This is a genomic window from Chryseobacterium sp. PET-29 (assembly GCF_025736815.1).
Lineage (GTDB): Bacteria > Bacteroidota > Bacteroidia > Flavobacteriales > Weeksellaceae > Chryseobacterium > Chryseobacterium nepalense.
In genome coordinates, this window is sequence record NZ_CP107053.1 from 3,661,058 (window position 1) to 3,676,989 (window position 15,932).

The following is a 15,932-nucleotide window of genomic DNA, read 5'->3' on the forward strand; positions in this document are numbered from 1 at the left end:
TAATCTAAGCCTCAGCCTAAACTTAATGTTAATGAAACTAATTGGTCCTTTTAAACAAATCGTAACACTTGCCAACCTTCCTTTAAGAGGAAAAATATCCGATGAGCAGCTTGAAATTATTGAAGATGGCGGAATTATAATCAATCATAATAAAATCCGGCAGATTGGAAATTTTGAAACTTTACAATCCGAAAACCCTAATGTAGAAATTGAAAAAATAGAAGGGGAACAAATTGTATTGCCGACATTTACGGATTCTCATACCCATATCTGTTTCGGGGGCAATCGTGCTAATGACTTTGCAATGCGCAACGCAGGGAAAACATATCTCGAAATTGCAGAAAGCGGAGGTGGAATCTGGAGTTCGGTTCAGCATACGAGAAATGCTTCTGAAGAAGAACTATTACAGACATTATTACAGAGAATTGATTTTTTATTAGCCCTTGGTATTACCACAATCGAAATAAAAAGCGGATATGGGCTCGATGCTGAAAATGAGCTCAAGATGTTACGAATTATAAAAAAAGCGCAGCAGCAAACCAAAGCAACGCTCATTCCTACGTGTCTTTCAGCTCATTTAAAACCACGCGATTTTGAAGGGAGTAATCAGGAATATTTACAATATATTTTAACAGAAATATTGCCTAAAGTAAAAGAAGAGAATCTGGCGAAACGTGTAGATATTTTTATTGAAAAGTCAGCGTTCCAGCCGGAAGAAAGTAAAGTGTTTTTACTTAAAACTAAAGATTTAGGTTTTGATATTACCGTTCATGCAGACCAGTTTACACCGGGAAGTTCAAGGATTGCAGTAGAGGTGGGTGCAAAATCTGCAGATCATCTGGAAGCAACTGTTGATGAAGATATTGAATTTTTAGCACAATCGGAAACGGTTGCAACTGCTTTACCGGGTGCAAGTCTGGGACTGGGAGAAAAATTTACGCCTGCCAGAAAGCTTTTGGATGCAGGAGCTATCTTGGCTATTGCCAGCGACTGGAATCCCGGTTCGGCACCAATGGGTAATCTCATTACACAGGCATCGATTTTAGCAACTTTTGAAAAACTGACTACCGCTGAAGTTTTAGCCGGAATTACTTTCCGCTCGGCTTTTGCGCTCGGACTGGAAGACAGAGGAAAACTTGAACCTGGAATAAAAGCAGATTTTGTAACTTTCAAAACGAATAATTTCCAGAATGTTTTATATAATCAGGGGAGTTTAAAAGCGGATAATGTTTATGTTAATGGAGAAAGAATTTAAATATATAGGAACTATACATGAAAAATTTTATTAACATAAAAGAAAAATATATTTCTCTGGAAGTACCGGAAAAGCATATTAATTATGCATTTAATGCAGTTAAATCAGGAGTTAAGAAAGAGCTTATCTTTAAAAATTTAACTTCCGATGTAAGAAGGGTTGATTATAAATTGGCAGATGAAATGCTTGATGAAATGTTTTCGGCAAATGGTGGTGAGTTTAAATATGAAAACCGAGGAGGCTATATATATTCTGTATTTTATTTAATTGCTATTGTTGTTTTACTTCTGCTTATAACATTTTCTAACAATGATAGTTTAGTCATTAAACTTAGCTTTGCATTAATCCCTTTTTTGGTCTTATTTTTGAGAACATTTATTCCGACATTAAAAGGAAAATTCAGAGAATAATCTGTAAATTATACGATAATGATTTGGCACGGAAGATTAGACGGAGAAGATTTGCTTTTCCACAGAATATTTCAGAGAGTTAGAGAGGAAAAGAACTATGATCTTATTTCAACGAAGGATTTCGTTTTACACGGTTTTGCTGTGGATGAAGGTGTTCTCAGAAATAAAGGAAGACAAGGTGCAAAAGATGCACCGGATATTATCAGGAAAAATATGGCAAATTTTCCGGTTATCCGGCCTGATTTTACCTTGCTGGATTTCGGAAATATTATGTGTGGTGGGCATAACCTGGAAGATGCCCAGAATAACCTTGCAAAAAATGTATCTAAAGTATTGCTTAAAAACGGTAGATCTGTTGTTCTCGGTGGTGGACATGAGGTTACCTATGCACATTACCTTGGTTTAAAGACTGCATTTCCGGAACAAAAAATAGGAATTATTAATATTGATGCCCACTTTGATAACCGTGAGCCTGAAAATGGGGTAGGAGCAAGTTCAGGTACAGGATTTTGGCAGATCGCACAGGAAGGTCCCATCAGTTCTTTACACATCGGGATCCAAAGGAATTCCAATACGCTTAAATTATTTGATACGGCTCACCAATACGGAATGAAATACATATTAGCAGATGAAATCTTCTTTGAAAACCTGCCTTCTGTTTACCAGAGAATTAATGATTTGGCAGAAAGTGTAGACTATCTTTATCTTACCATCTGTATGGATGTTTTCAATGCGTCAATAGCTCCCGGAGTTTCTGCTTCTGCATATAACGGAATCTTCGCGGATGCTGCATTTATGCATCTTTATAAGCATATTTTAAAAAGTGAAAAGCTTGTAGCGCTGGACGTGGCAGAAGTTAATCCGCTATATGATATTCAGGACAGAACGGCAAGACTTGCGGCAACACTTGTTAACGAATGGTTTATGATTTAGCATCAATCTGATAGAGAGAATCATTATTTTACTAAAACTTAAGGAACATATTTTGCTCCTTTCATCATGCTTTTAAAGCAATAATAAATTCATTTTGAATTTAAAAACAGAGACTATTTTATGGAACAATTAATTGAAAATAAACTTATCAAAGCAGATAAGGCATTTTCAGAATGGAAGAAAATTCCATTCGATCACCGGCAGAAACTCATTGCCAAAGCAGCTGAAATTTTAAAAACAAGATCTGAAGAATTCGGTACCATCATAACTTCGGAAATGAACAAGCCGATTTCCCAGGCTATTGCTGAAGTAGAGAAGTGCGCTTTAATGATGAATTATTATGCAGATGCCGAAAACATTTTACAACCGGAAAAAATACAGTCCGAGTATTCTTATTCCGAAATTCATTATGTCCCTAAAGGTGTGATCCTTGGTGTTATGCCATGGAATTTTCCTTTCTGGCAGGTTCTGAGATTTGCTGTTCCTGCTATTCTTGCAGGAAATACCGTTGTATTAAAACACGCATCCATCTGCTTTGGGAGTGGGAATGCTATTGAAAAAGTTTTTATCGAAGCTGGTTTTCCTGAAGGCGTTTTCCAGAATCTTGAGATTGGGCATAAAGATGTAAAAGAAGTTCTTGAGCATAAAATTATTTCCGGGGTAAGTCTTACAGGAAGCGAAAAAGCAGGAGCAGAAGTAGCCTCCATTGCCGGACAGCATATTAAAAAATCCTTACTGGAATTAGGCGGCAGCGATGCATTTATTGTTTTGGATGATGCTGATCTGGATGAAGCGGCTAAAGTAGGGTCTTTGGCGAGACTTCAGAATTGCGGGCAAACATGCGTAGCGGCAAAAAGATTTATCATTGATGAAAAAATAGAGGATGTTTTTCTTCCAAAATTTATCGAAGAGTATAAAAAATATGTTCCTGCCGATCCCATGGATAAGGAAACGAAAATTGCAGGAATGGCGAGGCCTGATCTTGCAGATGACTTAGAGAATCAATTCCGTAAGGCATTGGAAAATGGTGCTGAAATTATTCTCCCGCTGGAAAGAATTTCTGATAACGAATTCAAGCCTGGTTTAATAAGGGTAAAAGAAGGTAACCCGATCCTGCAGGAAGAGTTGTTTGGACCGTTGGGAATGGTAATGACTGCCAAAAATGATGAGGAAGCATTACAGTTGGCCAATGATATTCCTTTCGGACTTTCAAATTCTGTCTGGACTCAAGATAAAGACCGCCAATTATTTTTTATTGAAAATTTAGAATCAGGAACGGTAAATATCAACAGAATGACAAGTTCTGATCCTCGTTTTCCTTTTGGAGGTACTAAGTCTTCCGGATATGGAACCGAACTTTCCTTATTGGCTTTAAAGGAATTTGTTAATGTGAAAACGATTTTAGGTCAGTAATAAAACTAATTTTAAATTGGATTTTATTAGTTTTGAAGAAAAGTAATAACTATGAAAAAACTTAGTATTCTTATAGGAATATTATTCTTACAAAATGTATTAGCTCAGGAAGAAAAATGTGGTTTACAGAAATCAGAATTTAATATTTATAAAGTTAATGCTGAAGATGTAAAATGCTTAGCAAAAAATTCCGATAAAAGGAATACTATTTTTTTTACATTTGCCCGCTGGTGTACTCCTTGTCTTTATCATCTTCCAAACTTTAAGAAGATAGAGGAGTTCTATAATGTTGATTCTTATGTATTGTTAATAGATAACGAAGGCAGTAACATGACAAAATTAGCCGTTGATTATGTTTTAGAAGGCTATCCTAATGCAAAAATTGTAGTTCTTAAAGATAAAGAGAAAAAGAACGGAAGAAAGTATAAGGATTTTCTGAAAGAAATTACCCCGAGTCAGTCTGAATTGGTGACGGATATGTCTAAGTATATTGTTTTAAACATCTCAGGAGAAGTACAATTGGTCACTTCCTGGAAAGATAATAAAGAATATCCTGAATGGAAAGACGATAGTTCCACGATAAAAAGAATCGTTTTGCCATTATTAGAAAAGAAATAAAACAAAAAACTCCCGATTATTCGGGAGTTTATTTTATGTGAACCGAGTTTTCATTAAACGGTAGTCAATCTCAATGTATTTGTTTTTCCACCTTCATAAGATGGAGTTGCATTGATGTTAATTACAAAATCTCCGGCTTCAATATACCCATAATTATGCGTTAGCATATTTACCTGGATAATCGTTTCATCAGTAGATTTCTTCATATCATAGTAATAGGCATGAACTCCCCAAAGAAGGTTCAGCATGGTGATTACTCTTTTGTTTCCGCTGTAAACGATGATGTGAGAATTTGGTCTGTGTGCCGAAAGCTGAAACGCCGTATATCCTGAACTCGTTAAAGTAACGATGGCAGAAACGTTCGTTGTTTTTGCAATTCTTACCGCTGCAAGACAAACTCTGTTGGTGATGAACCGCTCATCAATACAGTTGAAATCTTTTTCTATCGGCTCGTTTTTATGCTGATAAAAGTGTGTAGTTTCAATATTTTTTACAATTTTGGTCATGTTTTCCACAACCTGCACCGGGTATCTTCCTACGGAAGTTTCTCCTGAAAGCATCACTGCATCGGCACCGTCCAATACAGAGTTGGCAACGTCGTTTACCTCCGCTCTTGTTGGCGTAAGGCTGTTGATCATTGTTTCCATCATCTGTGTGGCAATAATAACCGGCTTTGAGTAGAATCTTGCTTTTTCTACCAGAGTCTTCTGGATGGCCGGAACCTCTTCCATCGGAACTTCAACCCCTAAATCTCCACGGGCAACCATTAAACCGTCGCATTCCAATAAGATTTCATCGATATTTTTAACGCCTTCCGGTTTCTCAATTTTAGCAATAATCGGAGTTTTGAATTTTCCGTTCGGGTGTTTTGCAATCAACTCTTTCAGGTCAATAATGTCCTGTGCATGACGTACGAAAGATAATGCGATCCAGTCTACATCCTGATCCAGCATGAAATTGGCATCCTGAATATCCTTTTCCGTTAATGCAGGAAGAGAAACGTTCGTATTCGGTAGGTTAACCCCTTTTTTGGAGCTTAAAGGTCCACCCTGAATAGTCTTTGCTTTTACAGTATCGATAAGGTTGGTTTCCATAACTTCCAAAACCAGTTTACCGTCATCGATCAGGATTCTTTCCCCAACTTTTACATCCTGAGGAAACTGCTGATAAGTCATATAAACTTTTGTAGAGTCCCCCTCAATCTTTTCATTGGTGAAGGTAAGAATATCGCCGGGATTAAGGTAAGAACCTTCCTTTACCACCCCAACTCTCAGTTTAGGGCCCTGAAGGTCTCCTAAAATACCAACAGAGAATCCGTACTCTTTATTAAGCGCTCTGATGATTTCAATATTTGAACGAACTAAGTCGTAATCTGCGTGTGAAAAATTGATTCTGAAAATGTCAACACCTGCTTTCATTAACCCTAACATTACTTCCTTCGACGATGAAGCCGGACCAAGTGTTGCGATAATTTTTGTCTTCTTTAAATACTTATTCATAATACTGGATAATTTGATAAAGTTCTTCTTCAGAACCTAGTGTATAATCTTGAATAGGAAACACAAGATTTTCAGGGAGCAAAATTACGGAAAAATCAGGAAACTGTTCCGAACTATGCAAAATATATTGTACTTCTACCTGATTATTTAATAAAAATTTAATATTTTCTTCTCCTGTAAAGAGCTCGGTCTGTAATTTTTTTTGTTTACTTTCCGAACATCGGTTGGAGATGAAAGTGAAGCATGTTTTTGTAAACTTATGATATGCTTCAAATCTTGGAAAAAAGTAATCATAATATGATCCGTGATAGATGAGGTCATCAATCCGTTTAAAATTAAGATCGTTCTTTTGATTTACTGTAAAGAAAAACTCATGATCGGGTACATTTTTGGCTAATCTTACCAATCCTATGGTAACATCTTCAAATTCTGTTTCATCGAGATCATAAAGCTTTTGAATTTCCAAGTATGTTTTCTTTTTTGTTTAAAATATAAAATGCTCTTTGTGCTGCTTTTTCTTCCGCTTTTTTCTTGGAAGTTTCGGTAGCGTTGGCAATTTTTTCTTCACCCAGCCACACGTGGCAGCGAAAAACAATCGACTTGTTCACCTGTATCTCTTCACAGGTTTCGTACTTTATATTTAATTTTTTCTTTTGGCTCCATTCGAGCAGAAGGCCTTTATAGCTTACAATTTTATTTTCAAGCTTATTCATTTCAGTGGGCGTAAGAAGCCTTTCCAAAATGATCTTCCTGCATATTTCATACTGAAAATCCAGGTAAACGGCACCGATGAGAGCCTCAAATAAATTTCCGGAAATGTTTTCGCCTAATGCTACAGAAGTCTGCTTTTGCAAAAGGTCGGTAAGTTTTAGGTCTTCTCCTAATTTATTAAGATTTTTCCTATTCACAATCTTGGATTTCATTTGGGTCAGGTAGCCTTCATTAGCCTGAGGATACGTCTGAAACAAGTGGCATGAAATGATTGTGCCCAAAACAGAATCTCCTAAAAATTCAAGCCTTTCATAATTGCTGTCTTTATTTTTAGAAGAGTTTTTCAAAGAAAAAGCTTCGCGGTAAAGAGCAACATTTTGCACCTCAGTACCCAGAATTTTATTTAATTCGATACTGAGAAAATAATCTCTCTCCGTTAATTTTCTTTTTCTTTTTTTGAGAAGGAATTTAGAAAAGTATTTCTGTAACTCCATTCAGTAAATTTAGATTTTCTTAAATAGAACGCAGGCATTGTGCCCGCCAAATCCAAAAGTATTGCTCATGGCTACTTTTACATCTTTCTTCGCAGCTTCGTTGAATGTGAAATTCAGTCTGCTGTCGATATTTTCATCATCCGTAAAATGGTTGATGGTAGGAGGAACAATACCATGAATAATCGTTCCCAACGCAGCAATAGCTTCAATAACTCCTGCAGCACCCAACAGGTGGCCGGTCATTGATTTTGTAGAATTAATCTGAATGTCAAAAGCATGCTCTCCCAATAACTTTGAAATAGCATTGGATTCTGCGATGTCTCCTAATGGAGTAGAAGTACCATGCATATTGATATGATCTACTTCATCAGCAGTTAACCCTGCATCTTCCAGGCAATTTTTCATTACCAGATAAGCGCCTAATCCTTCAGGATGCGGTGCGGTCATGTGATGTGCATCTGCACTCAGACCTCCGCCTTTTAATTCTGCATAAATTGTTGCACCACGTTTTACAGCGTGTTCATATTCTTCAAGAATGATACATCCCGCACCTTCACCCAGTACAAAGCCGTCTCTGTCTTTGTCAAAAGGTCTTGAAGCTGTTTTAGGATCATCGTTTCTTGTAGATAATGCCATCATTGCATTGAATCCGCCGACGCCGCTTGCCGTAACGGCTGCTTCTGAGCCACCACAAACAATAACGTCTGCTTTACCAAGCTGGATCAGCATTTTGGAATCAATTAAAGCATTGGCCGATGAGGCACACGCAGAGACTGTAGTGTAATTGGGACCGTGGAAACCGTACTCAATGGAGATATGTCCTGGTGTGATATCTGCGATCATTTTAGGAATAAAGAAAGGGTTGAATCTCGGAATTTCCGTGTTGGCCCATCCTAAAACTTCGGTTTCAAATGTTTCCAGACCTCCGATTCCGGAACCCCAGATCACGCCGACTCTGTTTTTGTCTACGCTGTCTTCAATAATTCTTGAATGTTGTACTGCTTCTCTTGCAGCTACCAGCCCGAGTTGTGTATTTCTATCCATCTTTTTGGCTTCTTTCTTATCGAAATGTTGCAGCGGATCGAAATTTTTTACTTCGCAGGCGAATTTTGTTTTAAAGTTTGTGGCATCAAAAAGAGTAATCGGAGCGGCACCGCTCTCACCTTTCACAAGATTTTCCCAGTATTCTTTTGCATTATTTCCAATCGGTGTTATTGCTCCAAAACCGGTTACAACTACTCTTTTTAATTCCATAAACTTAGTTTAATTTTCTTTTTTGTTGAAGAATATTATTTATTTACTACTTCTTCGATATAAGCGATAGCGTGTCCTACAGTAGTAATTTTTTCAGCCTGATCATCAGGGATTTGAATGTTGAATTCTTTTTCAAACTCCATGATTAGTTCAACTGTATCCAATGAATCAGCTCCTAAATCGTTAGTGAAGCTAGCTTCAGGAGTTACTTCTGTTTCTTCAACGTCAAGCTTATCAGCGATGATAGCTTTTACTCTTGATGCAATGTCTGACATAGTAAATTTTTTTTTAATTGTTAGATGGTGCAAATATATAAAATTCTTTACGATAAAACATTTTTTTCATGCTTTTTGTGGTGCATAGGGATGTATTTTGTTACGTTGCGCGTTAGTCTTTTAGTTTTCAGAGCTTTAGATTTTGTTGTTTCGTGATGTTATTTAAGTATAAAAAATTGCCGTTATCTTCATGGGAATTTTCTTGGAAATTTCAATTAATAAGCAATATGTTTTTAAAATGTAAGCACATTATTACTAGTTTTGCGCCTCATTCTACATTTAATGATAAAAATTATTTACGGTATATCCTTATTCGTTGCGGGATCTCTATCGGCGCAGATCAAAGGAAAAGTCATCAAAATAAAAGATGGTGATACAGTAGTGGTTTTATTGGCCGATAAAACCCAGCAAACTTTAAGAGTCGCGGAAGTCGACTGCCCGGAAAACGGACAGGCCTTCGGGAGCAATGCCAGACAATTTACCGCCAATCAGGTTTTCGGAAAAACGGTTGTCTTTTACAAAATAGGGAAGGACCGGTATGGAAGAAGTGTTGCCGGTGTTTTCTATGACGGAGATAAATATTTGTCAAGGGAAATTGTGAAAGCCGGATTCGGGTGGTGGTATTTTAAGGCTTCTAAAAATACGGAACTGCAAAAGCTCCAGGATGAAGCAAAGCAGAAGAAACTGGGTTTGTGGAGTGATACAAAAGCGATTGCTCCGTGGGAATTCAGAAAAAATAAAAAGAATAAGACGAAATAAAATACACTCCAAATGTGCTGGAGTGTATCATGTTGATAAAATCATCCCACCAAATCATTGGTGAAAATAAATAATATTTCAGGTGACAGCAACTTTTATGCTTTGCAGAATGCGTCCCATGTGGTCCAGAAATGAGCGTTGATCGCTCCCGGAGCCGGGTGGGTGCTGTCGGCCACGATTCCTACCATAGAAGCGCAGTTGGAGTTGCATCCGATCTGGTTTCTGCTTCCTTCCTGAGCCGGGATTTCTCTCCATGTTCCGGTAGAACCGCTTAACAATTCTACTTTAATATCAAAAATTCCTGAAAGACCCGGAGTCTGAAGTTGCTTGGTTGGATTTTCACTGGAGATCATGTCTTTCCAGTTTCCTTGTGAAAAGGTTACTCTCCACTGTCCGATCATTTTTGCCGTGTCATTTTGCGGTGAAAGGTATACCCAAAATTGAGCACCTCCTCCTAGTTTTAATTCTCCCGTAGAATTTGCGTTGTAGCTTGTGTTTGCTTCCATGATGTTTGTTTTTTATAGGTTGTTTTGTATGTCAAAGTAACGCAGAAAAAAACATCCGGGATAGCGTGGAAATGACCAATTGGAGGATTAGGTGTTTGTACGGAGGGGGTAGGGTAGAAGTATTCGAATTCTATAAATGAATTTGTAAACTAAGTAATAGATGAACTTCATTTTTTTAAGGATATTTAGTGCAAATATGTTTCATTTTTTAATTATATCTATTTCTTGTGAGTATGTCTCATTGGTTTGAGTTGTTATGTTTTATGTATGGAAAACCATAAAATATTGATAAATAATGTTGTATCTTTAAAAGATAATAATTAGTAAAATAGAACTTTTAACTCAGTATGCAAAGTCTTAATTAAAAATATAGTATATAAGAATTACAAATGAATCATATGTCGGAATTAATCATTAAGTGAAGTAAAAGAAAAAATAATTTTAGCAATGAAACTATATATTGATTGGAATGTTCTAAATGGAATCAAAAATGGAAGATTTGAGGAATTAGAAAAAATAATACGACAATCAGAAAAATTTATTATTATTTATTCTACTTCACATATTTCAGATATTGCCTCAAGTTATTCGGATGATAAAGTAAATACAGAAATACAATCTGATTTGGAATTTCTATCTGAAATAACACAAGACCTTTGTATTTTCAATAATGGCAAAGATATAGTTATCCAACATAATGAACCTTTTCATTTATTTGAGAATGAAATTGATAGTAAAAATCTCATGAATGATTTTTCATTTGATAAAATATTCAGCTCAATTAGTAATAATGATAAAGATACCGAATTAATTGATCCTATTAAAACATCTTTGAAGTCATTCCCTCTCGATAATATTTTTAAAGATGCATTCGAGAACCCTCAAAGTGCAGACTTTATGAATGTTATGTTTCCAGGTTTAAAAGAAAATCCAACTATGGAAGGTTTTTTTGATTCAATGGGAAAAATGTTGGAAAACATTAATGAAAAAGAAGGTTATAAAGATTTAAAAAATCCATTTAAAAACCTAAATATCAATCAAGGAAAGCTTAATGATCCTAATAATAATCCATTTGAAGTTTTAAAAGAGACATATATAAAATTAGGGGTTGAAAGCCCATTAGAAAAAGATTATATGGATGAAAAACATGCTCCTAAATGGTTTAATGATTTAAGTTCTGCTTATATTAATTTGGATATGCATGGTTTTTATTCAGATAAAGTAAAAGTTACGGACAAAGAGAAAAATACTTTTAAAAATACTACTCAAGATGCATTTCATACTGCATTTGCTTCATCATGTGATATTTATATTACCAATGATAAAAAGAATTATCAGAAAGCTAAAGCTGTTTACCAAAAAAAGGATATTTTCACTCATGTGTTAAAACCTGAGGAATTTATCAAATTTTATCATGAAAATATTGAAAAAAAAGATTTTACAACAAGCTGGAATAAGTTTACTGATGCATTAAGATTAGGAAATTTCTATGATGTTACAGGTAATCCAAACAACTTTTATCATGTTCATTTCTCTAATTTCTATTATTTTGGATATTTTAATAGAATTTATATTTTTAATTCAGATACTGATAAAAATTCTTATACTCTTATGTTTGGTAAGGAATTACCAACAAATTGCTTAGGAGTATTTTATAAAGAAATTAAAGAAATGGTTAAAATTATAGTTGATTATTTAGGAACTGACAATAATGATAGAGGATACTTTGATGAATCAGAAATTGACGAAAACAATCATTGGTGTGGTAGAGTTTGGGATTTTAAAGAATCTCGATATAGGTTGGTTCAAGATAAAAGATATTTTCAATTTTATTATCACTTTTCTATTGCTGAAAAAGACCAATAATTTGTGTAGCAAAAAAATCTCAATTAACTCCTCATAGATTTTACAAAAAATACTTAGAAATTGCTAAATAAAATCCCTGTAAATCAATAATTTACAGGGTTTTCTGTGGAGTTGGAGGGATTCGAACCCTCGTCCAAACAAGCAATACATAAGCTTTCTACATGCTTATTCTGCTATTGGTTTTCGACTGAATGCAGAGAGCAGACACCCAACATTCAGCTTATCTTCTGAGGTTTTCAAGCTTTAGCCGAAGCATCTAAAGCCTTATTTCCGCATTCCTATATCCCAGGATCAAACGCCGCAGAACAGAGCATTTGTGGAATATCTTGCTTCCCTACTAAAGTCTTCGGGAAAACGCTTGATCTACTATACTTCGATATTAAGCTGCAAGAGCGAACTCTTCGTTGCCAGTTAAAATTGTGTAGCAAGGGATTATAGAGATCGCGCTACGGTTCTCTGCATGCTTACTTACCCATTGGTCTTGCTGTCGAAACCAGTCAACCCCATGAATAGAGTATGCAAAAATAAGGCTTTTTATTCAAATATAATTAACATACGCCAATCTTTTTGAAGAAGCGCTGTTACTCCCTGTTCTTTAATAAGATCCAGCCGGATAATTGTACAGGCTGTTTCGTAATCTGGTCGGTCCAGGATAAGCTGTACCAATACGTGTCGGTTGGTAATGGCATTCCGACGTATTTTCCATTCCATACCGGATTTTTAGAACTTAGCTCGAAAACAACTTTACCGTATTTATCAAAAATACTTCCTTTGAAATTTCCGAACTTGCTGATAACGCTGAAGTCGATATTGTCGTTGATACCATCGCTGTTTGGAGTAATGGTGTTGTTCATTAAGAACGTATAATATTCCGTGTGGCTATCACATAAAATCCCTCTCTTTCTCACCCTGATGGAATACTGCGTATTTCTCAAAACATTCTTGAAAATATTATAGGCCTGCCACGTTACACCGCCGTCAATAGAATATTCCAGAGGATCGCCGGCCGGGTTTTTAACGTTGATGGTTAATATGCCATTTTCATAAGTGATCCCTGTAATTTCAGGAGTTTTAATATAAGAAACCACGGCAGTAAGTACCTTGGAACAAGATCCGTTGTTGATGGTCACTGTATATGTTCCGGGAATTGCTGTGCTTATGGTTTGGGTAGTGGCTCCGGTATTCCAGCTGTAAGAATAATTCTGTCCGGCGCCGGCATCCAGAATTGCATTGTCTCCCTGGCATACTTCAACATTCGGTAAAGACGCTGAAATCGCAGGAACAACATTGATCGTAATCGAAGTGGTAGTCTGGGCAGGGCAGCCATTGCTTCCGATTCCTGTTACCGTGTATGTCGTGGTAGTGATAGGAGAAACGGTTTGCGTGTTTCCATTGCCCGGAAGTCCTGTCCAGGTATAACTTGCGGCTCCTGATGCGGTAAGCACAACAGAATCTCCTTTACAGATATTGATGGATGAAGCATTTAATATAATTGTTGGAGGCGTAATATTTTTCACAACCGTTACTGAAGATTGCTTTGTACAACCTAGCGGGCTGGTAATTTTCAGGGTATAAGTTCCGGCATTATTCACTGCAGGGGTTAGCGTGTTGGCTCCTGAAACAATGGTTCCACCGCCGGCTGCTGTCCACAGGAAAGTTGAACCAGGCGGAAAGGTTGAAGCGGATGCATTAAGGGTAACCTGTGTATTGGTACAGTTGATTTCAGATGGTGTGGCAATGTTTACCGCAATTGCAGGATCCATTGTAACTGTTGCTGAACTTTGGTATTGACATCCTAAAGAAGTGGTTACCGTAACAGTATAGGTTCCGGATGCAGTTACCGTATTGGTGGTTCCTGTTGTACCATTGGACCAAGAAAAGGTATTTCCGGTTCCGGTTGCAGAAGCTGTCAGCACTGTTGAAGCTCCTTCACAGAAGGTTAGGTTTCCTGTAATTTGAACATTTGGATTCGGGCTGCTGCTGATGGTAACGGAAGCTGTATTACTCGTACATAATCCGTTATTGTTGGTTAAAGTATAAACTCCGGGAGCATTTACCGTGATACTTTGCGTAGTTTGTCCTGTTGACCACGTGTTTCCGGTGGCATAATTGGAGGTGAGGGTAATGTTTCCGTTATTACAGATAACTGTGGAAGAAGCGGTAATTGCAGCAACCGGTTTTTGGTTGACGATCAATTGCAGGTTAGCCACTTTCGAACAGGTGCTTGATTTTACCCGGACATACACTGTTGCGTTTCCGGAAACATGTGCAGTCGTATTGGTAATGGTGTTGGTATTTCCTGCCACCGCATCGGCCTGATTAAGGTAATAATCAAAGGTTACTCCGGCTGTGGTGCTTATATTGTTCTGAGCCGATGTTAAATTAAAAGTAGCAGTCGGCGTATCGGAACAAATACTAAGACTTGTATTCTGAACAACCGGAACAATTCCCTGAGTAACCGTAACCGATTTTTGATAGGTGCAGTTCGCAGGGGTTTTAACCGTTACTGTATAGGTTCCCGCTGTAGTCACTGAAATGCTGCTTCCGGTGGCGCCTGTAGACCATGTATAAATGTTCCCGATTCCTATGGAAGTCGCGGTAAGCTGTGTAGGCGTGTCGCATAATAAAAGGTTGCCGTTAATCTGTACATTGGGATCCGGAGCGGCTGTAATGGTTACGGATGCCGGCGGACTTGTACAATTGCCATTTGTAGTTACCAGTGTGTAGGTTCCGGGTGTGGTAATTAATATGGAAGGGCTTGTAGAGCCTGTAGACCATGTATTTCCTGTGGTGCTGCCTGAAGTTAAAGTAACATTTCCTCCCGGGCATAACGTCATAGATGAAGCAGTAATGGAAGCCGTTAAATTACTGGCTTCAAAAACAAAAGACCCCGTCTGTTTGCAGGCATTAAGACCGCTTGCCGGATTACTTGGGTTATTATAATTAATGTTATAGTAATAGAAAGTGCCGATTGTTGCAGGAGTGGGAGTCGTGATCGGGTTCGTTCCTGTTGCAGCATCATTGGCGTTATCATAATAGCTTACAACAAAGTTTGTGTTTCCATTGATGATTCCGGGAGATAAGGTAGTGAAATCAAAAGGGGTATTGGTGTCGCAAATTGATATCACTCTTGGCGAATTCGGAGTTGGTCCCGGTACGCCAGGCGCAATAAAAGGATTGGGAGCATTAGCGGAACTGAAAGGAGATACAAAAGTAGCCGTTCCGCCCCAGGTCAGGTTGAATGTATAAACGGTAGTAGACCAGTTATCTATATATAAATAGTAGGTTTCTCCTGCATTGACATCCATATATTTACAATATGGATTAGTATTGCCCCCACCCGAAGTTGTGTTTGTATTGGTCATGTTCATTCCCGTACTTGCAAGGGTTCCGGATGCATTGCATCTTATAGGAGCACCCAAGCTGCCGCATGTTGTATTCGGGCCGTAAATCGCCCAGTCGTAATCAACAGGCCCGGTAGGAGTAAGGTTGAAAGTAAGCGTTCCGCTGGTGGCAATGGTAAATTTATACCACACGGAGTGGTGTTCACCGGAAGATAAACATCCGCCGAGATCTTCATACTCATTTCCGACTCCGGAAGGTGTATAATTAATATTGGAATTTCCGCACACGGTGATTGCTGAAATACAATCTTCCTGAGCAGAAAGGGAAATATAAAAAATGGATAGCAAAGAAAACAGTAATCTTTTTATCATGCCCTGGTTACAAGTTTTAAAGGTGAATATGTAGGATCATTGAATAATAAAGGAATAGAGCAAAAGCTAGGTTTTGCCGGAAGCAATTGGTAAAGAAAAAGGGGCCATTTTATTTAATGTTAGTTTTTCGGCAAATTTAATTAAAATTTATTTACAAAAATCAATTAAATAATTGTAATATGATTTAAATATCGTTCTGGTTTTGAATATTTTCTATTCGTAT

At 37.2% G+C, this 15,932-nt stretch carries 14 protein-coding genes and 1 other RNA gene; 7 read left to right on the top strand and 8 right to left on the bottom strand.

What is annotated here, in order from left to right:
* Window positions 1–31 precede the first annotated feature (31 nt).
* The 5 genes from hutI (at window position 32) to ODE14_RS16630 (ending at window position 4,629) form a co-directional block, all read left to right on the top strand.
* A complete protein-coding gene (hutI, locus tag ODE14_RS16610) occupies window positions 32–1,255 on the top strand; it encodes an imidazolonepropionase (protein ID WP_263602226.1) in 1,224 nt (407 codons plus the stop codon).
* Between the two features lie 17 nt (window positions 1,256–1,272).
* A complete protein-coding gene (locus tag ODE14_RS16615; RefSeq protein ID WP_263602227.1) occupies window positions 1,273–1,665 on the top strand; it encodes a hypothetical protein in 393 nt (130 codons plus the stop codon).
* A gap of 18 nt (window positions 1,666–1,683) precedes the next feature.
* On the top strand, window positions 1,684–2,598 hold the full coding sequence (hutG, locus tag ODE14_RS16620; protein WP_263602228.1) for a formimidoylglutamase: 915 nt from the start codon (window positions 1,684–1,686) through the stop codon (window positions 2,596–2,598).
* 120 nt (window positions 2,599–2,718) lie between these two features.
* Entirely contained in the window at window positions 2,719–4,011 is a 1,293-nt protein-coding gene (locus ODE14_RS16625; RefSeq protein WP_263602229.1) for an NAD-dependent succinate-semialdehyde dehydrogenase, read from the top strand.
* 51 nt (window positions 4,012–4,062) lie between these two features.
* Window positions 4,063–4,629 carry a thioredoxin family protein gene (locus tag ODE14_RS16630; RefSeq protein ID WP_263602230.1) on the top strand — a complete coding sequence of 189 codons (567 nt, stop codon included), beginning with the start codon at window positions 4,063–4,065 and terminating at the stop codon, window positions 4,627–4,629.
* 53 nt (window positions 4,630–4,682) lie between these two features.
* Here the strand turns inward: ODE14_RS16630 and pyk are convergent, their stop codons facing one another.
* The 5 genes from pyk to ODE14_RS16655 are packed head-to-tail and all read right to left on the bottom strand — an operon-like array spanning window position 4,683 to window position 8,862.
* Window positions 4,683–6,128, bottom strand: coding sequence for a pyruvate kinase (pyk, locus tag ODE14_RS16635; protein WP_263602231.1), 1,446 nt, complete (start codon window positions 6,126–6,128; stop codon window positions 4,683–4,685).
* Window positions 6,121–6,594 (bottom strand): IPExxxVDY family protein, encoded by a 474-nt coding sequence (locus ODE14_RS16640; RefSeq protein WP_263602232.1) that lies wholly within the window; start codon window positions 6,592–6,594, stop codon window positions 6,121–6,123. The genes pyk and ODE14_RS16640 overlap by 8 nt, the downstream gene beginning before the upstream one ends.
* Complete coding sequence (gene rnc, locus ODE14_RS16645) at window positions 6,572–7,333, bottom strand: ribonuclease III (protein WP_248388460.1); 762 nt, start codon at window positions 7,331–7,333, stop codon at window positions 6,572–6,574. Before rnc ends, ODE14_RS16640 begins: the two co-directional genes overlap by 23 nt.
* 9 nt (window positions 7,334–7,342) lie before the next feature.
* The gene (gene fabF, locus ODE14_RS16650) at window positions 7,343–8,587 is read right to left on the bottom strand and encodes a beta-ketoacyl-ACP synthase II (RefSeq protein WP_029295536.1); all 1,245 of its coding nucleotides are present in this window, start codon (window positions 8,585–8,587) and stop codon (window positions 7,343–7,345) included.
* A gap of 35 nt (window positions 8,588–8,622) precedes the next feature.
* The gene (locus ODE14_RS16655) at window positions 8,623–8,862 is read right to left on the bottom strand and encodes an acyl carrier protein (protein ID WP_002976354.1); all 240 of its coding nucleotides are present in this window, start codon (window positions 8,860–8,862) and stop codon (window positions 8,623–8,625) included.
* A gap of 282 nt (window positions 8,863–9,144) precedes the next feature.
* Between ODE14_RS16655 and ODE14_RS16660 the strand changes: the two genes are divergently transcribed.
* Complete coding sequence (locus ODE14_RS16660) at window positions 9,145–9,621, top strand: thermonuclease family protein (RefSeq protein ID WP_263602233.1); 477 nt, start codon at window positions 9,145–9,147, stop codon at window positions 9,619–9,621.
* A 95-nt stretch (window positions 9,622–9,716) separates the two neighbouring features.
* Here ODE14_RS16660 and ODE14_RS16665 read toward each other — a convergent pair whose 3' ends face one another.
* Window positions 9,717–10,127: a hypothetical protein gene (locus ODE14_RS16665; RefSeq protein ID WP_248388454.1), complete on the bottom strand. Its 411-nt coding sequence runs from the start codon at window positions 10,125–10,127 to the stop codon at window positions 9,717–9,719.
* Window positions 10,128–10,574: 447 nt separating this feature from the next.
* Between ODE14_RS16665 and ODE14_RS16670 the strand changes: the two genes are divergently transcribed.
* Window positions 10,575–11,993: a hypothetical protein gene (locus tag ODE14_RS16670; protein ID WP_248388450.1), complete on the top strand. Its 1,419-nt coding sequence runs from the start codon at window positions 10,575–10,577 to the stop codon at window positions 11,991–11,993.
* Between the two features lie 103 nt (window positions 11,994–12,096).
* Here the strand turns inward: ODE14_RS16670 and ssrA are convergent.
* Window positions 12,097–12,498, bottom strand: a transfer-messenger RNA (tmRNA) gene (ssrA, locus tag ODE14_RS16675).
* Window positions 12,499–12,574: 76 nt separating this feature from the next.
* Entirely contained in the window at window positions 12,575–15,709 is a 3,135-nt protein-coding gene (locus ODE14_RS16680) for a T9SS type B sorting domain-containing protein (RefSeq protein ID WP_263602234.1), read from the bottom strand.
* Window positions 15,710–15,932: the final 223 nt, after the last annotated feature.